Origin of the sequence: Streptomyces sp. 11x1, assembly GCF_032598905.1 — a bacterium.
Taxonomy (GTDB): Bacteria; Actinomycetota; Actinomycetes; order Streptomycetales; family Streptomycetaceae; genus Streptomyces.
The window spans coordinates 2169112-2190525 of record NZ_CP122458.1; the positions used below are offsets into that span (position 1 = coordinate 2169112).

At 71.9% G+C, this 21414-nt stretch carries 20 protein-coding genes; 7 read left to right on the top strand and 13 right to left on the bottom strand.

Going from position 1 to position 21414, the window contains the following annotated elements; all coding sequences use genetic code 11:
* Positions 1–64: 64 nt before the first annotated feature.
* Complete coding sequence (locus P8T65_RS09660; protein WP_316725020.1) at positions 65–835, top strand: GntR family transcriptional regulator; 771 nt, start codon at positions 65–67, stop codon at positions 833–835.
* Between the two features lie 28 nt (positions 836–863).
* On the opposite strand, the gene P8T65_RS09665 is transcribed toward P8T65_RS09660, so the two are convergent.
* Positions 864–2015 carry a Gfo/Idh/MocA family oxidoreductase gene (locus P8T65_RS09665; protein WP_316725021.1) on the bottom strand — a complete coding sequence of 384 codons (1152 nt, stop codon included), beginning with the start codon at positions 2013–2015 and terminating at the stop codon, positions 864–866.
* 111 nt (positions 2016–2126) lie between these two features.
* On the opposite strand from P8T65_RS09665, the gene P8T65_RS09670 reads away from it, so the two are divergent.
* Positions 2127–3143, top strand: coding sequence for a LacI family DNA-binding transcriptional regulator (locus P8T65_RS09670; protein WP_316725022.1), 1017 nt, complete (start codon positions 2127–2129; stop codon positions 3141–3143).
* 56 nt (positions 3144–3199) lie between these two features.
* On the opposite strand, the gene P8T65_RS09675 is transcribed toward P8T65_RS09670, so the two are convergent.
* Positions 3200–3691 carry a MarR family transcriptional regulator gene (locus tag P8T65_RS09675; RefSeq protein ID WP_316725023.1) on the bottom strand — a complete coding sequence of 164 codons (492 nt, stop codon included), beginning with the start codon at positions 3689–3691 and terminating at the stop codon, positions 3200–3202.
* Positions 3692–3844: 153 nt separating this feature from the next.
* On the opposite strand from P8T65_RS09675, the gene P8T65_RS09680 reads away from it, so the two are divergent.
* Positions 3845–4219 (top strand): DoxX family protein, encoded by a 375-nt coding sequence (locus P8T65_RS09680; protein ID WP_316725024.1) that lies wholly within the window; start codon positions 3845–3847, stop codon positions 4217–4219.
* Positions 4220–4222: 3 nt separating this feature from the next.
* Here the strand turns inward: P8T65_RS09680 and P8T65_RS09685 are convergent, their stop codons facing one another.
* From P8T65_RS09685 to P8T65_RS09705, 5 genes are all read right to left on the bottom strand, one after another.
* Complete coding sequence (locus tag P8T65_RS09685) at positions 4223–4648, bottom strand: ankyrin repeat domain-containing protein (RefSeq protein ID WP_316725025.1); 426 nt, start codon at positions 4646–4648, stop codon at positions 4223–4225.
* 77 nt (positions 4649–4725) lie between these two features.
* Positions 4726–5379, bottom strand: coding sequence for a hypothetical protein (locus P8T65_RS09690; RefSeq protein ID WP_316731532.1), 654 nt, complete (start codon positions 5377–5379; stop codon positions 4726–4728).
* Between the two features lie 5 nt (positions 5380–5384).
* A complete protein-coding gene (locus P8T65_RS09695) occupies positions 5385–6257 on the bottom strand; it encodes a carbohydrate ABC transporter permease (protein ID WP_316725026.1) in 873 nt (290 codons plus the stop codon).
* The gene (locus tag P8T65_RS09700; protein ID WP_316725027.1) at positions 6254–7195 is read right to left on the bottom strand and encodes a sugar ABC transporter permease; all 942 of its coding nucleotides are present in this window, start codon (positions 7193–7195) and stop codon (positions 6254–6256) included. The genes P8T65_RS09695 and P8T65_RS09700 overlap by 4 nt, the downstream gene beginning before the upstream one ends.
* A complete protein-coding gene (locus P8T65_RS09705) occupies positions 7192–8487 on the bottom strand; it encodes an ABC transporter substrate-binding protein (RefSeq protein ID WP_316725028.1) in 1296 nt (431 codons plus the stop codon). The genes P8T65_RS09700 and P8T65_RS09705 overlap by 4 nt, the downstream gene beginning before the upstream one ends.
* A gap of 65 nt (positions 8488–8552) precedes the next feature.
* Between P8T65_RS09705 and P8T65_RS09710 the strand changes: the two genes are divergently transcribed.
* The 3 genes from P8T65_RS09710 (at position 8553) to P8T65_RS09725 (ending at position 11457) form a co-directional block, all read left to right on the top strand.
* Positions 8553–9902: a Gfo/Idh/MocA family oxidoreductase gene (locus P8T65_RS09710; protein WP_316725029.1), complete on the top strand. Its 1350-nt coding sequence runs from the start codon at positions 8553–8555 to the stop codon at positions 9900–9902.
* Between the two features lie 370 nt (positions 9903–10272).
* On the top strand, positions 10273–10728 hold the full coding sequence (locus tag P8T65_RS09720) for an SRPBCC family protein (RefSeq protein ID WP_316725030.1): 456 nt from the start codon (positions 10273–10275) through the stop codon (positions 10726–10728).
* Positions 10729–10803: 75 nt separating this feature from the next.
* Positions 10804–11457: a class I SAM-dependent methyltransferase gene (locus P8T65_RS09725; RefSeq protein ID WP_316725031.1), complete on the top strand. Its 654-nt coding sequence runs from the start codon at positions 10804–10806 to the stop codon at positions 11455–11457.
* 34 nt (positions 11458–11491) lie between these two features.
* On the opposite strand, the gene P8T65_RS09730 is transcribed toward P8T65_RS09725, so the two are convergent.
* The 6 genes from P8T65_RS09730 to P8T65_RS09755 all read right to left on the bottom strand — a co-directional run bounded on the left by P8T65_RS09730 (position 11492) and on the right by P8T65_RS09755 (position 19455).
* Positions 11492–12448, bottom strand: a complete 957-nt coding sequence (locus P8T65_RS09730) for a hypothetical protein (RefSeq protein WP_316725032.1) — start codon at positions 12446–12448, stop codon at positions 11492–11494.
* Positions 12449–12560: 112 nt separating this feature from the next.
* Positions 12561–13715 carry an XdhC/CoxI family protein gene (locus tag P8T65_RS09735; protein ID WP_316725033.1) on the bottom strand — a complete coding sequence of 385 codons (1155 nt, stop codon included), beginning with the start codon at positions 13713–13715 and terminating at the stop codon, positions 12561–12563.
* Between the two features lie 68 nt (positions 13716–13783).
* Positions 13784–15229, bottom strand: a complete 1446-nt coding sequence (locus P8T65_RS09740; RefSeq protein ID WP_316725034.1) for an NCS2 family permease — start codon at positions 15227–15229, stop codon at positions 13784–13786.
* Positions 15230–15554: 325 nt separating this feature from the next.
* Positions 15555–17942 (bottom strand): molybdopterin cofactor-binding domain-containing protein, encoded by a 2388-nt coding sequence (locus P8T65_RS09745; protein ID WP_316725035.1) that lies wholly within the window; start codon positions 17940–17942, stop codon positions 15555–15557.
* Positions 17943–17944: 2 nt separating this feature from the next.
* A complete protein-coding gene (locus tag P8T65_RS09750) occupies positions 17945–18565 on the bottom strand; it encodes a 2Fe-2S iron-sulfur cluster-binding protein (protein WP_316725036.1) in 621 nt (206 codons plus the stop codon).
* The gene (locus tag P8T65_RS09755) at positions 18565–19455 is read right to left on the bottom strand and encodes a xanthine dehydrogenase family protein subunit M (protein ID WP_316725037.1); all 891 of its coding nucleotides are present in this window, start codon (positions 19453–19455) and stop codon (positions 18565–18567) included. The genes P8T65_RS09750 and P8T65_RS09755 overlap by 1 nt, the downstream gene beginning before the upstream one ends.
* A 274-nt stretch (positions 19456–19729) precedes the next feature.
* Between P8T65_RS09755 and P8T65_RS09760 the strand changes: the two genes are divergently transcribed.
* The gene (locus P8T65_RS09760) at positions 19730–21406 is read left to right on the top strand and encodes a PucR family transcriptional regulator ligand-binding domain-containing protein (RefSeq protein ID WP_316725038.1); all 1677 of its coding nucleotides are present in this window, start codon (positions 19730–19732) and stop codon (positions 21404–21406) included.
* Positions 21407–21414: the final 8 nt, after the last annotated feature.

Consider the following 21414-nt stretch of genomic DNA (forward strand, 5'->3'; position numbering starts at 1 on the left):
CGCGGGTCATGTAAGGACAATGCGTTGACAGGGGTTCCTGTCATCCGGACGGACGGATACCCTCATGGGCGTGACCAGCGCGACTACGGGGAGTACAGGGAGTCTCGGCCTCAGCGTCGACCGGAGCAGCCCGGTGCCGCTGTACTACCAGCTGGCCCGCCAGCTGGAGTCGGCGATCGAGCGCGGTGCGCTCGGCCCGGGCAGCCTCCTGGGCAACGAGATCGAGCTCGCCGGCCGTCTCGGCCTGTCCCGGCCGACGGTACGGCAGGCCATCCAGTCGCTCGTCGACAAGGGCCTGCTCGTACGCCGCCGGGGCGTCGGCACGCAGGTGGTGCACAGCCAGGTCAAACGGCCGCTGGAACTGAGCAGCCTGTACGACGACCTGGAGGCGGCCGGCCAGCAGCCCACGACCAAGGTGTCGCTGAGCGAGATCCGGCCGGCCTCCGCCGAGGTCGCGGCCGCCCTGGGCATCGCCGAAGGCGCCGATGTGCACCTCTTCGAGCGGCTGCGCCTCACCCACGGTCAGCCGGTGGCGTTCCTCTCCAACTTCGTCCCGGCCGGGCTGCTGGAGCTGGACACCGAACGCCTGGAGTCGACGGGCCTGTACAGGATGATGCGCAACGCCGGTATCACCCTGCACAGCGCCCACCAGAGCGTCGGCGCCCGTATCGCCACGGCCGAGGAGGCCGACCGCCTCGGCGAGCCGGAGGGCGCCGCACTGCTGACCATGCAGCGCACGGCGTACGACGACACCGGGCGCGCCGTCGAGTACGGCGCCCATGTCTACCGGGCCTCCCGCTACTCCTTCGACTTCCAGCTGCTCGTCCGCAACTGACGTCGAGACCGGGGCGGTTCAACCGTTCTCAGAGGTTCACCCAGGCCCCCGACTCGGCGGAGCGGCTCATCGCGTCCAGCGCGGTGGCGCTGTGCACGGCGTCGGCGAGGGTGGTGCCGTGCGGGGTGCCGTCGGCGATGGAGCTCAGGAAGTTGTACGCCTCGATCACCTTGAGGTCGTCGTAGCCCATGGCGTTGGCGGAGCCCGGCTGGAACGCGGCGTACGTGCCGTGGCCGGGACCGACGTAGAGGGTGTGGACGGACTGGTCCTGGTAGGCGTCGCCCTTGCTGACGCCCAGCTCGCCCATGCGGCGGAAGTCCCAGAAGAGGGCGCCCTCGGTGCCGTGGATCTCGAAACCGTAGTTGTTCTGCTCGCCGACGGAGACCCGGCAGGCCTCCAGCACCCCCCGGGCGCCGGAGGTGAAACGGAGCAGGCAGTTGACGTAGTCCTCGTTCTCGACGGGGCCGAGTTCGCCGCCCGAGGCACGGGTGTGGCCGGCGGTGGCACCGGCGGGCCGGGCCCGCTCGGGGACGAAGATCGCCGTGTCGGCGGTCAGCGAGGCGATGTCGCCGAGCAGGAAGCGCGCCAGGTCCACCCCGTGCGAGGCGAGGTCGCCGAGGACCCCGCTGCCCCCGCGCTGCCGCTCGTACCGCCAGGTCAGGGCCCCCTCCGGGTGGGCCGCGTAGTCGCTGAAGAGGCGGACGCGGACATGGGTGACGGTGCCGATCTCCCCGGCGACGATCAGTTCGCGGGCGGCTTCCACGGCGGGCGCGTTGCGGTAGTTGAAGCCGACGGTGCCCTGGACGCCGGCCTTCGCGACCGCGTCGGCGACGGCGCGGGCGTCGGCGGCGGTGAGCCCGACCGGCTTCTCGATCCAGATGTGCTTGCCCGCCTCGGCCATGGCGACGCCGATCTCGCGGTGCAGGAAGTTCGGCGCGGTGATGCTGACCGCCTGGATCCGCGGGTCGTCGAGCACCTCCCGCCAGTCCCGGGCAGTGCCGGCGAACCCGAACTGCCGGGCCGCCTCCTCGGCGCGCCCGGGGACCTCCTCGACGACGGTGACCAGCTCGGGCCGCAGGTCCAGCTGTGGGAAGTGGTGGGCCACCCGTGCGTAGGCCTGGGTGTGCACCCGTCCCATCCAGCCGAACCCCACGACGGCGACACCGAGCCCACGCACCATGACTGCCCTTCTTTGGACCGTTCCAAAAGCGTACGCCGCTCACACTGCGGGCATGCTCGGGCACTGTCAAGCCCTTTGACACGGACACCCCGCTGTGGAACGGTCCAGGCCATGAGACCTGGACCCGCGAGCCCGACGATCCGCGACGTCGCCGAGCGGGCCGGCGTGTCCAAGTCGCTGGTCTCGCTGGTGCTGCGCGGCTCGCAGCAGGTGCGCGAGGAGAAGCGGCAGGCGGTGCTGGCCGCCGTGGACGAGCTGGGGTACCGGCCGAACGCCGCCGCGCGCAGCCTGAGCGAGCGCCGGACCCGCACGGTCGGCGTCCTCCTCAACGACATGCGCAACCCCTGGTTCGTGGAGCTGCTCGACGGCCTCAACTCCCGGCTGCACGACAACGGTCTGCGCATGCTGCTGGCCGACGGCCATCTCAACCGGCGGCTCGGGGAGGACCTCACCCGCACCTTCACCGAGCTGCGGGTCGACGGGCTGATCGCGGTCGGCACCCTGCCGCCCTCCGAGGCGCTGCGCACGGCGGCCGGGCTCGTCCCGACGGTGGTGGCGGGTGCCCGCGAGCCGGCGCTCCCCCAGGTGGATGTCGTCGCGGGCGACGACCAGCAAGGCGCCCGTCTCGCCACCGAGCACCTCATCGGCCTCGGCCACCGGCGCATCGCGCACATCGCGGGGGACGGTGTGGTCGGGGCGCTGCGCCGTCGCAGTTTCGAGACGGTGATGCGCGAGCACGGGCTGGGCGATCTGGCGGCCGTCGAACGGGGCGACCTGACCGAGGAGGGCGGCTACCGCGCCACGGTCCGGCTGCTGAACCGCCCCGAACGCCCCACCGCCGTCGTGGCGTTCAACGACATGGCCTGTGTGGGCGCGCTCTCCGCCGCCGAGGAACTGGGCCTGAGGGTGCCGCGCGACCTCTCCCTCGTCGGCTACGACAACACGTACGTCTCCCGGCTGCGCCACCTCTGGCTCACCACCGTGGACAACGCCAGCCACGACGTGGGCCGCACCGCCGCGCAGTGCCTGCTGGACCGCATCGCCGATCCGACACGCCCCGCCAAGGTCGTCCTCACCACGCCGACGCTGGAGGTCCGGGGGACCACGGGCCCGCCGGGCGGCCGCTGAAAGGCCGTCCGGGCTCGTCGGTGTCGAGCGCGCGCCCGGGGCAGGGTGACGAGCCGTCAGCTGGGTGGCGGCAGGCAGTGGTCGTCGGGCGCGACGGTCTGCCAGATGCGCCGGCCGATGTCCCTCAGCTGCCGCTGCTGGGCCCGGGTGAGCGCGTCGAACACATAGCGGCGTACGGCGGCGGCGTGGCCCGGCGCGCTCGCGACGAGCTTGGCGTGTCCGGCATCCGTGAGGACGGCCAGGGTGTAGCGCCCGTCGGAGGGATCCGGAACGCGGCGCACCCAGTCGCTCTTCTCCAGCCGCTTCACGAGGTGGGAGAGCCGGGACAGCGACGAACCGACGTACCCGGCCAGGTCACTCATCCGCAGCGTGCGCCCCTCGGTCTGGGACAGCATCGCCATCACCACGTACTCGACGTGACTGACACCCGCGTCCCGCTGCAGCTCCGCGTCCAGCGCGCTCGGCAGCCTGACCATCACGCCCGCCAGCGCGTGCCAGGTCTCCATCTCCTCGTCGGTCAGCCAACGCGACTGCTGCGGTGTCTCCATGGCGCCCACTCTACGTGCGGCCACCATCGACCAGGCCCGTTCCGGCCCGCCGAATGACTTGACGCTTCAAGTCGATCAGCCTACGTTTTGAGCCTCCACTTCTCTTGAACATTCAACCCACCCGTTCTCGTCCCTCCTGAGGAAGAACCTGCCATGAACGTCACTCTCTGGATCATCGCGGGCCTGCTCGCGGCCGCCTTCCTCGCCGCCGGCCTGATGAAGACCGCCCAGTCCAAGGAGAAGCTGTCGGCCTCCGGCATGACGTGGGTCGACTCCTTCTCCCCGGGCATGGTGAAGACCATCGGCGCGCTGGAGGCCCTGGGCGCCATCGGACTGATCCTTCCGGCGCTCCTCGACATGGCCACGGTGTTCGTCCCGCTCGCGGCGACCGGTCTCGCCGTCACGATGCTCGGCGCGGTCGTCTTCCACCTCCGCCGGGGCGAGACCAAGGAGACGGCACCGAGCCTGGTGCTGCTGGTCCTGGCGATCGTGGTGGCCTGGGGCCGGTTCGGGCCGTACGCGTTCTGAGTCCTACTCCGCCTCAGGAACGGCCCCCGCCGTGAGCAACACGGCCGCCGTCTCGGTGTGGAAGCCGGCGGCCGCCCAGTCGAGCGGGGAGCGGCCCGTGCCGTGGTCCTCGCGGAGGTCGGGATCGGCGCCGTGGGCGAGGAGTTCGCGCACCGCCTCGATGTGCCCCCAGCACGCGGCGCCGCACAGCGGGGTGCCCTCCGCGCCGTGTCCGCTCTCGGTGTCGGGCGAGGCCCCGGCTGCGAGCAGCAGGCGCACGGTGTCGGCGGCCCCGTGGACGGCGGCCGCGTACAGGGGCGTCGTCCCCTCGGCGTCCGTCGTCTCGGCGGGGGCTCCGGCGCGCAGCAACGCGGCGACACCGGCGGTGTCACCGATCGATGCGGCCCCCACCAGCCGGTGCGACAGTTTCTTCCGCCGCCGTCTGTTCACCCTCGCCCTGTCCCTTCGCGATACGCCCGGAGCGTCGACACGTCACACGGCGTCGGCCCGTCAAGGGGGTCAGCCCATCACACGCCCTCCCGTGTGGCGACCGATTTTTCGCACACGTCGACTGGTCCGTGCACCTCTCCTCGTACCTCTCCTCGTACGTCGACGGCCGTGAGCGCCAGCGCCAGCAGTCCCGGTACGAGGAACACGAGCGGCAGCAGCATCCAGGCGCTCGCCACCGCCGTGGCCACGGCGAGGACGACCAGGGCGCTGCCGCCCGGATCGCGCACCGCGTCGCGGGCCGCGCCCCGTACCGCCCCGGGCCAGTCGTCGACCGACTCGGAACGGGCGCAGGCCCGCAGACCGATCACGGCGGCGCCGGTGCCGAGCGCGGCGGCGAGGAGGGCGAAGGCCCGGCCACCGGGGAGCCCGGCACCGGCCAGGGCCAGGTCGACCAGGGCGAGGGCCAGGCCCGCGAGGGCGAGGAACCCGGCGGCCAGGTCGCCCGGCCGCAGCCGCCGGCACAGCGCCCCGAGGAACCGGGCGGCCGTGACCGGGCGGTCCTCCCGTACGCCCCGCAGGACCGCGCAGGCGGTGGAGAGCGCGGCCGGCAGGGTCACCAGCGGGAGGCTCACCACCGCCACCGCGACGCCCAGGCTCAGTACGTCCGCGAACAGCGTCATCCGGGGGCCGAAGATCTCGCCCGGCTCCCTCTTCGTCCGCACGGGGCGCACCCTCGTCACCCCTTGATCCCGGAGTTGGCCATGCCCTCCACCAGGAACCGCTGGAAGGCGAGGAAGAACAGCACGATCGGGAGGAGGGCGATGACGGACATGGCGAACATCGGGCCGAACGCGGAGGTGCTGGACGCGTCCACGAAGGACCTCAGGGCCAGGGTCAGGGTGAACTTCTCGGGCGAGAAGAGATAGATCAGCTGGGTGAAGAAGTCGTTCCAGGTCCAGATGAAGGTGAAGATCGCGGTGGTGATCAGGGCGGGCCGGGTGAGGGGCAGGATCACCGAGAGGAAACTCCGGAACGGGCCGCATCCGTCGATACGGGCCGCCTCCTCCAGCTCCCTCGGCAGTCCGCGCATGAACTGCACGATGAGGAAGACGAAGAAGGCCTCCGTGGCGAGGAACTTCGGCAGGATCAGCGGCCAGTAGGTGTTCACCATGCCGAGCTGGTTGAAGATGATGTACTGCGGGATCAGCACGGCGTGGTGCGGCAGCATGATCGTCGCGATCATGAAGGCGAAGAGCGGCCCCCGGAAGCGGAAGCGCAGCCGGGCGAAGGCGTACGCGGCCAGGGAGCACGACAGGACGTTCCCGACGACCGCGCCACCGGCGATCAGCAGGGAGTTGCCGAGCAGTCGGCCCACCGACACGTCGTTGACGCCGTCGAGCGCGGTCTCGTAGTTGGACCACTGAAGTCGGCTCGGGAGCAGGTCGAGACTGGCGATGACCTCGTCGGCGGGCTTCACGGAGGTCGCCAGCAGCCAGGCCAGCGGGTAGAGCATGACGAGGAGCGCGGCCAGACAGCCGGCGTGCAGCGCCACCCGCCGCCAGGCAACGGGCTTGCGCAGCAGGGGCGTTGCGGATGTGGTGCTGGTCATCGGTCCCCCTCGGAGGCGTAGAAGACCCAGGAGCGGGAGGTGCGGAAGAGGATCGCGGTGACCGCGCCGATGGCGAACAGCAGCACCCAGGCCATGGCGGAGGCGTAGCCCATGTGGGAGGCGACGAAGCCTCGGTCGTAGAGGTAGAGCGTGTAGAAGAGGGTGGAGTCGGCGGGGCCGCCCTTGCCCGCACTGATCGCGAAGGCCGGCGTGAAGACCTGGAAGGCCTGGATGGTCTGGAGGACCAGGTTGAAGAAGATCACGGGCGACAGCATCGGGACCGTGATCGACAGGAAGCGGCGCCAGACACTCGCGCCGTCCACCTCGGCCGCCTCGTACAACTCCCCCGGGATCTGCTGGAGTCCGGCGAGGAAGATGACCATGGGGGCGCCGAACTGCCACACCGTCAGCAGGGCCACCGCGAACAGCGCCCAGCCCGGCCGGTTGACCCAGCCGCCGGTGCCGAGGAGGTTGTCGACGGTGCCGCCGTCGTTGAAGATCGCCCGCCAGACCAGGGCGATGGACATGGAGGCGCCGAGCAGGGAGGGGGCGTAGAAGGCGGAGCGGTAGAAGCCCCGCCCGCGTTTCATGTTCCTCAGGGCCAGGGCGACCAGGAGGGCGAGGGCCAGTTGGAGCGGGACGGCGATGACGACGTACATCAGGGTCGTCGCCACCGAGCGCCAATAACGCGGGTCCTCGGTGAACATCTGGGTGTAGTTGCGCAGGCCCACCCAGTTCGGGGCGCTGAAGAGGTCGTAGTCGGTGAAGGAGAGGTAGAGCGAGACGGCCATCGGGAGCAGGGTCAGGACACAGGCCCCGAGCACCCAGGGGGACAGGAAGACCCAGGCCGCGCCCTCGCGCCGACGGGGGCGTCCGGGCCGGTCCGGCGGGCGAACTCCCTTCTTCCGTACGGTCGTCGGCAGTTGTGTGGTGGTCATGACCTCAGCTCCGCCTTCGCCTCGATGAGGTAGTTCTCGGCGGCCTCACGGGGGGACATCCGCTCGTAGGACACCTGGTCGTAGTCGCGCTGGAACGTGGTCTGCAGGGCGCTGTCGCCCGACGGGGGCGCCTGGGGCGGCGGGGCGAGCCTTCCTTCGACCGTGGCCTGGTACTCGTAGATGGTCCTGTCGAAGTCCTTGAGGTCGGCCGCGATGTCCTCGCGGATCGACTCGTTGACGGGGATGCCCCGGGTGGCGCCGAGGATCTGCGCGGCCTCGTCGTCGTTGAGGAGGAAGTCGACGAGCCGGGCGGACTCCTCCGGGTGGCCGGAGTCGGCGGCGACCCCCATGAACATGGAGGGCTTGAAGTACTGGCCCGCAGTGCCGTCCTCGCCCGCCGGCATGGGGGCGAGGGAGATCCCGGTGGGGACGAGCGCCAGGTATCCGCTGGCCGGGGCGTCCCAGTTGACGTCGGAGGCGGCCTTGCCCCGGCCGAGCGGGGTGTTCTCGACCGAGCCGTCGAGCTGGGTCGTCTGCTCGGCCGGCGAGACGGCGCCCTCTCTGCGCAGCCGGTCGGTGAAGGTCCACCAGCGGGTCAAGTCATCGACGTCGAAACCCAGTCGGCGGTCCTCGGTGTACAGGGCCCTGCCCTGGCCGCGCAGCCAGATCTCGAAGGCGTCCTCGCTCTGGCCAGGGTCGGTGCCGCCCGGCTCCCCCGTCTTCTCGGCCACCGTCCGCATGGCGTCGGCCCATTCGCTCCAGGTCCAGCCGACCCGGGGCGGTGCGAGTCCGGCCGCCCGCCATTTCTCGGTGTCGTAGACCATGGTCTCGGTGCCGCGGCCCTGCGGTACGGCGTACTGCCTGCCGTTCACCCTGCCGGTGGCGAGCAGTCCCGGTTCGAACTCGGCGGTGTCCAGGGCGCGTCGCTGTTCTGCGAGGTCGAGGAGGACGCCACCGGACGCGTACTGGTCGATCATCCGGTAGTCGAGCTGCATCACGTCCGGGGCGTCGCCGCCGGCCGCCTGGGTGGCGAGTTTCTGCTTGTACGCCTCGTAGCCGGCGAAGGAGGTCTGGACGTCGATCCCCGGGTTCTTCTTCTCGAAGAGCTCGACGGCCGCCTGGGTTCTGGCGGCCCGGTCGGGGTTGCCCCACCAGGTGTAGCGCAGGACGACCTCGCCGCCGGCACCGCCCGACCCGTCCGGTCCGGAGCAGCCGGTGAGCAGCGCGCAGAGCGCCAGCACGGTGGCCGCCGCACGGGGTTTCCAGGACTCCTTCGTCCTGATTCGGGGCATGAGTGGGTCACCTCTTTCACTAGAAAGCGCTTCCACCCCCCGTAGTGACCCTAGGGAAGGTCCGGATGTCACAACAAGACCCCTGCACCACCTCCCTACAACCCCGCCGTGCGGCCGTGGTGGGTCTCGGTGCCCGGGCACGGATGTTCACCGAGGCCCTGACGGGTCGCTTCGCGGAGCGGATCGAACTGGTCGGCCTCTGCGACCCGAACGCGCACCGGATGGCCGTCCACAACGCCTGGATCGCCGCCGACCACCCGGGCCGCGCACCCGTACCCGCCTACGCCGCCGGGGAGTTCGAGGAGATGCTGCGGCGCGAGCGGGTCGACCTGGTGGTGGTGTGCGGGGTGGACCGGACCCACGACCACTACATCGTGCGGGCCCTGGAGGCAGGCTGCGACGTCGTCACGGAGAAGCCGATGACGACCGACGCCGAGCGCGCCCGCCGCGTCCTGGACGCGTGTCGCCGGACGGGCCGCGAGGTGCGGGTGGCCTTCAACTACCGCTACAACCCCCTCCACTGCGCCGTGCGGGAGCTGCTCGCGAGTGGGGAGATCGGCGAGGTCGGCTCGGTGCACTTCGAGTGGCTGCTGGATCTACGGCACGGCGCGGACTACTTCCGCCGCTGGCACCGCGCCAAGGCCAACTCCGGTGGGCTGCTGGTCCACAAGTCGAGCCACCACTTCGACCTGGTCAACTGGTGGCTCGGCACCCGCCCCGAGAGCGTGTTCGCCCAGGGCGGCCTCTTCTTCTACGGCGACGAGGCGGGCCGGCGCCGGGGCCTCGCCCGCGACTACGCCCGCGCCCACGGCTCCCCCGCCGCCGAGGACGACCCCTTCGCGTTGCGTCTGGCGGACTCCCCCGTCCTCAGCGCGCTCTACCTGGACGCCGAGGAGGCGGACGGCTATCACCGCGACCAGAACGTCTTCGGCCCCGGCGTGACCATCGAGGACGACATGGCCGTCCTGGTGCGCTACGCGTCCGGCGCCACCCTGACCTACCACCTGACGGCCTACTCCCCCTGGGAGGGCTACCGCATCGCCTTCAACGGCAGCGAGGGGCGCGTGGAGCTGCTGGTGGAGGAGTCGACGTGGACCCGGCCGCACGTCCCCGTGACCGGGGCGAGCCCGGTGCTGCACGGCGCCGAGGCGGGCGAGGAGCCGGGCAGGACACAGCTGCTCGTACGCCGGTTCTGGGAGCCGCCTCGTGAAGTGAAGGTCGAGACGGCCGAGGGAGGGCACGGCGGTGGCGATGTCCGCATGCTGGCCGACCTGTTCGGGGAGCGGGTGCCGGACGCACTGGGGCGGGCGGCCGACGCGGCGGACGGGGCACGGTCCCTGGTGACGGGCCTGGCGGCGAACCGGTCGCTGGAGACGGGGGTGCCGGTGACGGCGCGGGATCTGCTGGACGTGTGAGCCCGCGCCGGGGCGGTCGGCGCGGGGCGGCACGAGTGTCTCGCCCTCGACCGGCCGGGCGTGGCGAGCCGTTCAGAAGGCGCAGCGGGTCACCAGAGGAGTTGGAGGCGCTCCGGGGAGCGGTGGATCAAGGTCGGCCGCATGGTGATCCGTTGGCCGTCCGCCAGGCGCAGGCCCGGCAGGCGGCTGGTCAACACCTCCCAAGTCAGGCGGAGTTGTTCGCGGGCGACTGGCGAGCCGGCGCAGGTGTGGGTGCCGAAGCCGAAGGCGCCGGGAGAACCGGGTGGGCGTCGGGGCATCCGGGCGCGACGCGACCCTCCGCGTGCCCCGGCACCCGCCTCCGCCTCGGCTGTTCGCTTACGCTCGCCCCGTGGTTCTCTTCCTCCTGGAACGCCTCACTCCGCTTCCCGTGGACCGCGCCTGGCGGCTCCTGACCGACTGGCCCCGGCACGCGGACGTCGTACCGCTGACCCGCGTCACCGTGCGCACGCCTCCGCCGACCGGAGAGGGCACGGTCTTCGTGGCCCGCAGCGGTGTGGGGCCGCTCGCCTTCGACGACTCGATGGAGGTCGCTCTCTGGCAGCCACCGGAGGCCGGAGCTCCCGGTAAGTGCCGTCTGGTCAAGCGTGGTTCGTTCGTCACCGGCTGGGCCGAGATCGAGGTCCATCCGTACGGTGACGGCGCCTCCCGCACGGTCTGGCGCGAGGACCTGCGGGTGCGATGGCTGCCGGGTCTCTTCGACGGCCCGCTGGCGTGGACGGCGAGACGAATGTTCGGCCGCGCCATGGACGGACTGCTCGGGGACGACGGCCGACGGCCGCACTGAGCCACTCGTTCCGACGAGCCCTTCGTGGCCCGCCGTTGGGCATCGTTGTCAGACCTTCCGTCTAATGTCCGAAGCATGAGCACACACCGCCACACCACCACCCGGGAGTCCTACGACACGGTTGCCACCGACTACGAGAAGCTGCTGAGAGACGAGTTGGCGCAGAGCCCGTTCGAGCGAGCCATGCTCGGAGTGTTCGCCGAACGGGTGCTGGGTGCCGGGGGCGGACGCGTCGCGGATCTGGGATGCGGGCCGGGGCGGATCACCGGGCATCTGGCCTCGCTGGGGCTCGACATCTGTGGCATGGACCTCTCGCCGCAGATGGTCGCCGTGGCCCGCTGGGCCCATCCGCGACTCCGGTTCGACGTGGGCACGATGACCGCGCTCGACTTCGAGGACGGCTGCCTGGCGGGAGCACTCGCCTGGTACTCCACGGTGCACACCCCGCCCGACGAACTCCCGCTTGTGTTCCGCGAGTTACATCGCGTCCTCGCCCCCGGCGGGCTCCTCGCGATGGCGTACAAGGTGGGCGACGGGTCCGCCCACCTGACTCATGCCTACGGGCACCCCCTCGACCTCGACGTCTACCGTTTCCCGCCCGAACGGATCGCCGGGATGCTGGGGGACGCCGGGTTCGTGGAGTCGGCCCGGCTCGTGCGGGAGGCCGACGGGCCGGGCACCACGGCGAACACCCCTCAGGCGTACGTGCTGGCGCGCAAGCCGGGGTGAGCCCCTGGGGCCGGGTACCTGACGCGGAACGTAGTCAGGACGGGCCCGGGTCGCCGTTGTGGGACGTGGACAGGCCGTCGCGGCGGTCGCGGTCGCCGTCGCCCGTCGTGCTGAGGAGGGTGTCGCAGATCTCGCGGAGCTTGTCGGTGGCCTGTTTGGAGAAGAGTCCGCAGAGCCCGGCGATGCCGGAGAAGCCGTACGGGTTGGGCGCCCCGGCTCCGGAGCTGCCGGCGAACAATCCGCCGCGCAGCAGGAGATAGACCAGGAGCGCCAGGGCCACCCCGATGCCGGCCCGCAGGAGGTACCACCACAGCCAGCTCGCGTAGAGCCGCCGGTTGCCGACGTACGTCGCGAACGACGTGGCCGCGTGGACGAAGCTGCCGAGCGCGCTGCACACGACCACGGCCAGCAGCATCGCGGTGTCGGCGGTCAGCGACCAGTCCCCCAGCCCGAACGGCGACCAGCGCGCGGTGGCCGTGGGCTCCGCCCCGGGCTCCACCGTCGCCAGCACCGCCGGCCAGAGGGTCACCAGGGCTCCGCAGACGAAGACGACGTCGGTGAGGAGGAAGAGGCCCAGGAGCGCCGTCGAGACGGTCGAGAGTCGGCGGTCGTCAGCGGTGCCGTCGCTGCCGGGGGCGGCGGCGTCGGCGTCGCCACCCGAGCCGTCGTCGCCCTCCGAGCCTCCGCCAGCCCCGTCGCGCTCAGCGGTGCGAGGCTCGTCACCGCTGAGGGCGTCACCATTCGTGCTCGGGGCATCGCCGCCATCGGCGTCACGGTCCGAGGGCGCGTCGCCGTCGTCGCCGTCCCCGGCGGTCCTGGTGCCGGCGTTCCCGGCCGTGCTGCCGCCCGACCGCGTGCCGTCATCCGCGGCGGGCCCGGTGGCGGCGCCCCGCCTCCGCTCGTCCGCCTCCGCCTCCGTCTCCGCGCCCGTCGCGAGCCCGCCGTCCTGCCCCTCGGCCCCGCCCCCGTGCGGGCGCCCCCCACCGGTCATCGTGGTCAACTGTCCGCCCCCGTCGTGCTGTTGTCCCTTCGCAACGGTCGGGCCTGTCGTCCCGGGGGTCAAGTCGGCGGCACGGGTCGGAGTCAGGAGACGCCGGCCGGGGTCAGGAGACGCGGAGGCTCGGCAGTTCCGTGAGGGCGCGTGGGGTGTCGTGGTGGATCGGGGTGTGCGCGCCGGTCAGGGAGACGCCGCTGCCGCCCCGCCGGTCGGCGACGATCTCGGCGGCGATCGACAGGGCCGTCTCCTCCGGCGTGCGTGCGCCGAGGTCGAGCCCGATCGGGGACCTGAGCCGGGCCAACTCCAGCTCGGTGACGCCGACTTCGCGGAGGCGTTGGTTGCGGTCGAGGTGGGTGCGGCGGGAGCCCATGGCGCCGACGTAGGCGACGGGGAGCCGCAGGGCGAGGCGCAGGAGCGGGACGTCGAACTTGGCGTCGTGGGTGAGGACGCAGAGGACCGTGCGGGCGTCGACGGAGGTGCGCTCCAGGTACCTGTGGGGCCAGTCGACGACGATCTCGTCCGCCTCGGGGAAGCGGGTGTGGGTGGCGAAGACGGGCCGGGCGTCGCAGACGGTCACGTGGCAGCCGAGGAACTTGCCGATCCGGACGAGCGCCGACGCGAAGTCGATCGCACCGAAGACGATCATCCGGGGCGGCGGGACCGAGGACTCGACCAGGATCGTGAGCGGCGCTCCGCAGCGTGAGCCCTGCTCTCCGATCTCCAGGGTGCCGGTGCGGCCGGCATCCAGGAGGGCGCGGGCCTCGGCGGCGACCGTACGGTCCAGTTCGGGGTGGGCCCCGTACCCGCCGTCGTACGAGCCGTCCGGGCGGACCAGCAGCGCCCGGCCCCGCAGTTCCGCCGGGCCGGAGACGATCCGGGCGAGGGCCGCCGCCTCCCCGCCCGCCGCCGAGGCGAGCGCGGCGCCGGCCACCGGGCGGACGGGGTCGCCGGCCCGCACCGGTGTCACCAGGATGTCGATGATCCCGCCACAGGTGAGACCGACGGCGAAGGCGTCCTCGTCGCTGTAGCCGAAGCGTTCGAGGACGGGTTCGCCGTCCTCCAGCGCCTGGCGGCACAGGTCGTAGACGGCGCCCTCGACGCAGCCGCCGGAGACCGAGCCGATCGCCGTGCCGTCGGCGTCCACCGCGAGGGCGGCGCCCGGCTGCCGGGGGGCGCTGCCGCCGACGGCCACCACGGTGGCCACGGCGAAGTCACGCCCCTGCCCGACCCACCGGTACAGCTCTTCGGCGATGTCCAGCATCTCTCGGTCTCCTCACAGGCAACGGTTGCGCGGACGGTACTCGGCGGGGGGCCGCGAGGCCCGGCCCCCTAGTGCACGCCCAGCCAGCTCTCGATCGGGTCGAGGGCGAAGAAGACGACGAACACCGCCGTCAGGCCCCACATGAACGCGCCGATCTCCCTCGCCCGGCCCTGGGCGAGCTTGATGGCGACGTAGGAGACGACGCCGGCGGCGACGCCCGCGGTGATGGAGTACGTGAACGGCATGATCACGACGGTCAGGAAGACCGGGATCGCGGTGGCGCGGTCGGACCAGTCGACGTGCCGGGCGTTCGTCATCATCATGGCGCCGATGACGACGAGCGCGGCCGCGGCGACCTCGCCGGGCACGATCGCCGTGAGCGGGGTGAAGAACAGACAGGCCGCGAAGAACAGGCCGGTGACGACGGAGGAGAGGCCCGTGCGGGCGCCCTCGCCGACCCCGGTCGCCGACTCGACGAACACCGTCTGACCGGAGCCGCCGGCCACACCGCCGATCGCGCCGCCCGCACCGTCGATGAACAGCGCCTTGGACAGTCCGGGCATCCGGCCCTTGTCGTCGGCGAGCCCCGCCTCCGTGCCGACGCCGATGATGGTGGCCATCGCGTCGAAGAACCCGGCGAGGACGAGCGTGAAGACGATCATGCCGACCGTCATCGCGCCGACGTCGCCCCAGCCGCCGAACTCGACGTGCCCGAAGAGCGAGAAGTCCGGCATCGAGACCGCGCTGCCGTGCAACTCGGGTGCGCCGCCCGCCCATTGCTTCGGGTCGATGACGTCGAGGGCGTTGAGGAGCACGGCTACGACCGTCCCGCCGACGATCCCGAGCAGGATCGCGCCGGGGACGCCCCGGGCCTGGAGCATGAAGATCGTGAGAAGGGTGACCGCGAAGAGGAGGACGGGCCAGCCGGCGAGTTCGCCGGTGGGGCCGAGGCTGACCGGGGTCGCCTTGCCCTGGTGCACGAATCCGGCCTTGTAGAACCCGATCAGCGCGACGAACAGACCGATCCCCATGGTGATCGCGTGCTTCAGGGCCAGCGGGATGGCGTTCATGATCATCTCGCGGAGGCCGGTGACGACCAGAAGCATGATGACCACTCCGTACATCACACACATGCCCATCGCCTGCGGCCAGGTCATCTGCGGGGCGACCTGCGAGGCGATGACGCCGGAGACGGAGAGGCCGGCGGCGAGCGCGAGCGGGACCCGGCCGACGACGCCCATGAGGAGCGTGCTGACGGCCGCGGCGAGCGCGGTCGCCGTGATCAGGGCCTTCTGGCCGAGGGTGGCGCCGGCGGCGTCCGGGCCGGAGAGGATGAGCGGGTTGAGCAGGAGGATGTACGCCATCGCCATGAAGGTGGTGACGCCGCCGCGGACCTCTCGGGCGAGCGTGGATCCTCGGTGGGTGATGTGGAAGTACCGGTCGAGGCGGGACCGGCCGGGCGGGTCGGGGGTGCCGTCGGGGGCCGTCCTCGGCTTGAGCGACTGCTGGGTCATGGGGGCGTTCTCCCAAGGTTCACAGGGACACCCGGCCGTTGCACTGGGCTTCGGCGGGATTTGGGAAGGTGCGCCCGACGCGGGGGACGGCCCGAGACGAACGTGGTGGGTGTGCTTGTGGGGTGCGTTGTCGGGTGCTGGTCCGGTGGGGGCTTCTCGCGCAGTTCCCCGCGCCCCTAAGAGCAACGGCCCCTGCGGGCCGTTGAAAAAGCACGGGCGCAGCCCCTGCTTTTTCAGGGGCGCGGGGAACTGCGCGACCAGCCCCCACCGGACCAGCGGTCGCCAAAGATCCCGCACCCCCGAGCTCGTAGGCGCCCGGCGGCCCCTACGCCGTGCCGGTCAGATGCTCCGGCCGTACCGGCGTCCTGTTCAGCTCCAGCCCCGTCGCGGAGCGAATCGCCGCGAGCACGGCCGGAGTCGACGACAGGGTCGGCGCCTCGCCCACCCCACGCAGCCCGTACGGCGCGTGGTCGTCGGCGAGTTCGAGCACGTCGACGGGGATGGTCGGCGTGTCGAGGATCGTGGGGATGAGGTAGTCCGTGAAGGAGGGGTTGCGCACCTTCGCGGTCTTCGGGTCGACGACGATCTCCTCCATGACCGCGATGCCCAGCCCCTGGGTCGTGCCGCCCTGGATCTGGCCCACCACGGAGAGCGGGTTGAGCGCCTTGCCGACGTCCTGCGCGCAGGCCAGTTCGACGACCTTGACCATGCCCAGCTCGGTGTCGACCTCGACGACGGCGCGGTGCGCGGCGAAGGAGTACTGGACGTGCCCGAAGCCCTCCCCGGTGCGCAGGTCGAACGGTTCGGTCGGCCGGTGCCGCCACTCCGCCTCGACCTCGACGGCCTCGTCCCCGAGGACGTCCACCAGGTCGGCCAGGACCTCGCCTGCATCGGTGACGACCTTGCCGCCCTCCAGCAGCAACTCGGCCGTCGCCCACGCGGGGTGGTACGTACCGAACTTGCGGCGCCCCAGCTCCAATACCTTCTCCCGCACCAGCTCGCAGCTGTTCCGGACGGCGCCGCCCGTGACGTACGTCTGGCGGGACGCGGAGGTCGATCCGGCCGAACCCACCTGGGTGTCCGCCGGGTTGATCGTCACCTGGGTGACGCCCAGCTCCGTGCGGGCGATCTGCGCGTGTACGGTGATGCCGCCCTGGCCGACCTCCGCCATGGCCGTGTGGACGGTGGCGACGGGTTCACCGCCGACGACCTCCATCCGGACCCGCGCGGTCGAGTAGTCGTCGAAGCCCTCGGAGAAGCCGACGTTCTTGATGCCGACCGCGTAGCCGACGCCCCGGACGACGCCCTCGCCGTGCGTGGTGTTGGACAGGCCGCCCGGCAGCTGTCGTACGTCCGCCGCCTCGCCCGCCGTGAGCCACTGCTGCTCGGGCGGCAGGGGCATCGCCTTGACGCGGCGCAGGAGTTCGGCGACCGGGGCCGGGGAGTCGACGACCTGGCCGGTCGGCAGGGCGGTGCCCTGCTCCATGGCGTTGATCTGCCGGAACTCCACCGGGTCCATGCCGAGCTCCGCCGCCAGCTTGTCCATCTGTGCCTCGTAGGCGAAGCACGCCTGGACCGCGCCGAAGCCGCGCATCGCGCCGCAGGGCGGGTTGTTGGTGTAGAGGGCGAGGGCCTCGATGTCGACGTCCTCGATGACGTACGGGCCGGCGCCGAGGGAGGCCGCGTTGCCGACGACGGCCGGGGAGGCGGAGGCGTAGGCGCCGCCGTCGAGGACGATGCGGGCCTTGAGGTGGGTGAGCCTGCCGTCGCGCGTGGCCCCGTGCTCGTAGTGCAGCTTCGCGGGGTGGCGGTGGACGTGCCCGAAGAAGGACTCGAAGCGGTTGTAGACGATCTTGACCGGTTTGCCGGTGCGCAGGGCCAGCAGGCAGGCGTGGATCTGCATCGACAGGTCCTCGCGGCCGCCGAAGGCGCCGCCGACGCCGGCCAGGGTCATGCGGACCTTGTCCTCGGGCAGGCCGAGCACGGGCGCGATCTGGCGCAGGTCGGAGTGGAGCCACTGGGTGGCGATGTAGAGGTCGACACCGCCGTCCTCGGCGGGCACGGCGAGGCCTGACTCGGGGCCGAGGAATGCCTGGTCCTGCATGCCGAAGACGTACTCGCCCTCGACGATCACGTCGGCGCGCTCGCGGGCCGCCGCCACGTCGCCGCGGATGATCGGCTGGCGGTGGACGATGTTCGGGTGCGCGACATGCGCGACGTGGTGGTCGTCGCGGCCCTCGTGGACGAGGACGGCGTCCGGCGCGGTTGCGGAGGCCTCGTCGGTGATGACCGGCAGTTCGCGGTACTCCACCTTGATCTTGGCGGCGGCGCGGCGCGCGGTCTCCGGGTGGTCGGCGGCGACGATCGCGACGGGCTCGCCGTGGTGGCGGACCTTGCCGTGGGCGAGGACCGGGGTGTCCTGGATCTCCAGGCCGTAGTTCCTGACGTCGGTGGGAAGGTCGTCGTAGGTCATCACGGCGTGGACGCCGGGGGTGGCCAGCGCCTCGGCCGTGTCGATGGAGAGGATCTCGGCGTGGGCGACCGTGGAGCGCAGGATCTGGCCCCAGAGCATGTCCTCGTGCCACATGTCGGAGGAGTACGCGAACTCGCCGGTGACCTTGAGGGTGCCGTCCGGGCGGAGCGTGGACTCGCCGATGCCGCCCCTGGTGCGGGAGCCCTGGGTGAGGTGGGTGGGCAGGCCGGTGGTTCCCATGATCAGACCCCTTCGGACTGCCGGGCGGCCGCGAGGCGGACCGCGTCCATGATCTTCTCGTAGCCGGTGCAACGGCACAGGTTGCCCGAGAGCGCCTCGCGGATGTCCGCGTCGCTCGGGTTCGGGTGGCGTTCCAGCATCTCGTCGGCCGCGACCAGCAGACCCGGTGTGCAGAAGCCGCACTGGACGGCTCCGGCGTCGATGAACGCCTGCTGGATCGGAGAGAGCGTCACACGCGGGGATTCGCCGGTGCCTTCTCCGGTGTGCGAGTCCTGCCCCTGGGCCGCCCACCGCTTGGCCTCGTCGAGCGGGGTCCCTCCCGTGGCGGGCGTACCGCACGCGCCGGACGCGCAACCACCGTGCGCGGCCCGCTGCTTGGCGAAGTCCGCGAGCCCCTCGACCGTGACGACCTCGCGGCCCTCGACCTGTCCGGCGGCCACCAGGCACGAACACACCGGGACGCCGTCGAGGCGGACCGTGCAGGACCCGCACTCGCCCTGCTCACAGGCGTTCTTGGAGCCCGGCAGCCCCATCCGCTCCCGCAGCACGTACAGCAGGGACTCGCCCTCCCACACGTCGTCGGCTTCCTGCGGACGGCCGTTGACCGTGAAACTGACGCGCATTACGCGACTCCCTCCGTGGCGCGGGCGGTGCCGCGGTACGACTCCCAGGTCCACATGAGCGTGCGGCGGGCCATGACACCGACCGCGTGGCGGCGGTAGCTCGCGGTGCCGCGTACGTCGTCGATCGGGTTGCAGGCGCCGGCGCACAGGTCCGCGAACTGCTTGGCGACCGACGGGGTGATGATCCGGCCGTTGTCCCAGAAACCGCCCTCGTCGAGGGCCGCGTTCAGGAACTCCTCGGCGGCCCGGGCCCGGACGGGGGTCGGCGCGGCCGAGCCGATGCCGGTACGGACGGTGCGCGACGACGGATGCAGGGCGAGCCCGAAGGCGCACACGGCGATGACCATGGCGTTGCGGGTGCCGACCTTCGAGTACTGCTGGGGCCCGTCCGCCTTGTCGATGTGCACCGCGCGGATCAGCTCGTCCGGCGCGAGGGCGTTGCGCTTGACGCCGGTGTAGAAGTCGTCGATGGGGATGAGCCGTGTGCCCCGTACGGACTCGGCCTCTACCTGGGCTCCCGCCGCGAGGAGGGCCGGGTGGGCGTCGCCGGCCGGGGAGGCGGTGCCGAGGTTGCCGCCGACGCCGCCGCGGTTGCGGATCTGCGGGGAGGCGACCGTGTGCGAGGCCAGGGCGAGGCCGGGCAGCTCGGTACGGAGGTCCTCCATGATCCGGGTGTACGGGACGGACGCGCCGAGGCGCACCGTCCCCTCGCCGACCTCCCATTCGGAGAGTTCGCCGATGCGGTTCAGGTCGAGCAGATACTCGGGCCGACGGTGGTCGAAGTTGATCTCGACCATGACGTCGGTGCCGCCGGCGATCGGCACAGCCGTGGGGTGCTCGGCCTTCGCGGCGAGCGCCTCCTCCCAGCTGGCGGGGCGAAGGAAGTCCATCTGACCGGCTCTCTTCTTCGTCTCGAGTCGTTCTGTTTGAGCCAGATCGTGTGCGGCGGGCCCGGCTCGTTCATGTGCTGTTCATGTGTTCTGGAACTCAGTACACAGCGCCCTCCTCCACCCCGGTCAGTCACGGAATCTCTGAAGGAGTTGGCTGGCCAGGGCCCACATCTTGTAGATTCGTATGAACAGAGGCCCTCTGCAACCTCTTGGTATTCCCCCGGAAACATCCTTGTTCCCGACAGGTCTCGACACAGGAACGGCGGCGACGAGAATGCGCCTGCGCGCACTGCTGGACACCGACGCGCTGGGCCTCAGGCTGCTCGGCGGCGAGGACGAGCTGGACCGCGCCGTGCGCGGTGTGATGACCACCGACCTCAGAGATCCCAGCCGCTATCTCTCCGGCGGCGAGCTGGTGCTCACGGGCCTCGCCTGGCGCCGCGACGCCGCCGACTCCGAGCCCTTCGTCCGGATCCTGGTCGGCGCCGGGGTCGCCGCGCTGGCCGCCGGGGAGGCCGAGCTGGGCAACGTCCCCGAGGACCTCGTCGTGGCCTGCGCTCGCCACCGGCTGCCGCTCTTCGCGGTCAACGAGTCGGTCGCCTTCGCGACCATCACCGAACACGTCGTACGGCAGGTCTCCGGCGAGCGCGCCGGGGACCTCGCGGCCGTGGTGGACCGGCACCGCCGGATGATGACCTCGGGCCCGGCGGGCGGCGGCCCGGACGTGGTCCTGGACCTGCTCGGCTCCGACCTGGACCTGCGCGCCTGGGTACTCTCCCCCGCCGGGCGGCTCGTGGCGGGCCCCGAGGACGCCGGGGGCACCCTCCCCGCCGAGCTGCGGGCGCGGCTGTCCGCCGAGCATCTGGCGGCGACGCGTTCCGGGCGGCGCGGACCGCACCGCGTGGCCGTCGGCACCACCACGTACTCGCTCTTCCCGATCAGCGGCACGGGCCGGGGCACGGGCTCCGGCGCCCACGACGTGCGCGAGACCCTGCTGTCGGACTGGCTCCTCGCGGTCGAGGCCGACGCCGGGGACTGGCCCGCCGAACGGCTCGACCTGCTGCACGGCGTCACCCAGCTGATCGCGGTCGAGCGCGATCGCCGCGACGCGGCCCGTACGGTACGGCGCCGGCTCGCCCAGGAGGTCCTGGAGCTGGTGCAGGCGGGGGCGGCCCCGGCCGAGATCGCGGCCCGGCTGCGGGTGGCCGCGCCGGTACTGCTGCCCGGTCTCGGGGCGGCGCCGCACTGGCAGGTCGTCGTGGCCCGGGTGGAGTGGGAGGGCGCCGAGGTCGACAGCGGCCCGGTCACCCAGGCGCTCCTGGAGGAGATCCTCGTCGACCCGCTGTCCACGGGCCCCGAGCCCTCCGACCGCATCGCGGTCGCCCATACGGGTGAGGAGGCCATCGCCCTCGTCCCCCTCCCGGCGGTCTCCTCCGAGCACGACGGTTCCGAGTCCGGCATCCACGCCGACGCCCTCCTCGCGGCCGTACGGAACCCGCTGGGCGCCGGCCTCGACGACGACGGACGGCTCACCCTCGGCGTCAGTGCGGCCGTGCACTCCGCCGAGGGGCTGCGCGGCGCCCTGGAGGAGGCCCGGCACGCCCGCCGGGTGGCGGCGGCCCGCTCCGGCCGGGTGTGCGCGGCCGGCCACCAGGAACTGGCCTCGCACGTGTTGCTGCTCCCCTTCGTCCCCGACGACGTGCGACGCGCCTTCACGGCCCGGCTCCTCGACCCGCTGCGCGACTACGACCGGCGGCACCGCGCCGAGCTGATCCCCACCCTGGAGGCGTTCCTGGAGTGCGACGGCTCCTGGACGCGCTGCGCCACGCGCCTCCATCTGCACGTCAACACGCTGCGGTACCGGGTGGGCCGCATCGAGCAGTTGACGGGCCGGGACCTCTCCCGCCTGGAGGACAAACTGGACTTCTTCCTGGCCTTGCGCATGAGTTGAGGCCAGGG

What these genes read in the sequence shown, in the direction of transcription:
- P8T65_RS09660 (WP_316725020.1), top strand. Translation starts at nt 65, where the DNA reads ATGGGCGTGACCAGCGCGACTACGGGGAGTACAGGGAGTCTCGGCCTC.
- P8T65_RS09665 (WP_316725021.1), bottom strand. Translation starts at nt 2,015, where the DNA reads ATGGTGCGTGGGCTCGGTGTCGCCGTCGTGGGGTTCGGCTGGATGGGA.
- P8T65_RS09670 (WP_316725022.1), top strand. Translation starts at nt 2,127, where the DNA reads ATGAGACCTGGACCCGCGAGCCCGACGATCCGCGACGTCGCCGAGCGG.
- P8T65_RS09675 (WP_316725023.1), bottom strand. Translation starts at nt 3,691, where the DNA reads ATGGAGACACCGCAGCAGTCGCGTTGGCTGACCGACGAGGAGATGGAG.
- P8T65_RS09680 (WP_316725024.1), top strand. Translation starts at nt 3,845, where the DNA reads ATGAACGTCACTCTCTGGATCATCGCGGGCCTGCTCGCGGCCGCCTTC.
- P8T65_RS09695 (WP_316725026.1), bottom strand. Translation starts at nt 6,257, where the DNA reads ATGACCAGCACCACATCCGCAACGCCCCTGCTGCGCAAGCCCGTTGCC.
- P8T65_RS09700 (WP_316725027.1), bottom strand. Translation starts at nt 7,195, where the DNA reads ATGACCACCACACAACTGCCGACGACCGTACGGAAGAAGGGAGTTCGC.
- P8T65_RS09705 (WP_316725028.1), bottom strand. Translation starts at nt 8,487, where the DNA reads ATGCCCCGAATCAGGACGAAGGAGTCCTGGAAACCCCGTGCGGCGGCC.
- P8T65_RS09710 (WP_316725029.1), top strand. Translation starts at nt 8,553, where the DNA reads ATGTCACAACAAGACCCCTGCACCACCTCCCTACAACCCCGCCGTGCG.
- P8T65_RS09725 (WP_316725031.1), top strand. Translation starts at nt 10,804, where the DNA reads ATGAGCACACACCGCCACACCACCACCCGGGAGTCCTACGACACGGTT.
- P8T65_RS09730 (WP_316725032.1), bottom strand. Translation starts at nt 12,448, where the DNA reads ATGACCGGTGGGGGGCGCCCGCACGGGGGCGGGGCCGAGGGGCAGGAC.
- P8T65_RS09735 (WP_316725033.1), bottom strand. Translation starts at nt 13,715, where the DNA reads ATGCTGGACATCGCCGAAGAGCTGTACCGGTGGGTCGGGCAGGGGCGT.
- P8T65_RS09740 (WP_316725034.1), bottom strand. Translation starts at nt 15,229, where the DNA reads ATGACCCAGCAGTCGCTCAAGCCGAGGACGGCCCCCGACGGCACCCCC.
- P8T65_RS09745 (WP_316725035.1), bottom strand. Translation starts at nt 17,942, where the DNA reads ATGGGAACCACCGGCCTGCCCACCCACCTCACCCAGGGCTCCCGCACC.
- P8T65_RS09750 (WP_316725036.1), bottom strand. Translation starts at nt 18,565, where the DNA reads ATGCGCGTCAGTTTCACGGTCAACGGCCGTCCGCAGGAAGCCGACGAC.
- P8T65_RS09755 (WP_316725037.1), bottom strand. Translation starts at nt 19,455, where the DNA reads ATGGACTTCCTTCGCCCCGCCAGCTGGGAGGAGGCGCTCGCCGCGAAG.
- P8T65_RS09760 (WP_316725038.1), top strand. Translation starts at nt 19,730, where the DNA reads ATGCGCCTGCGCGCACTGCTGGACACCGACGCGCTGGGCCTCAGGCTG.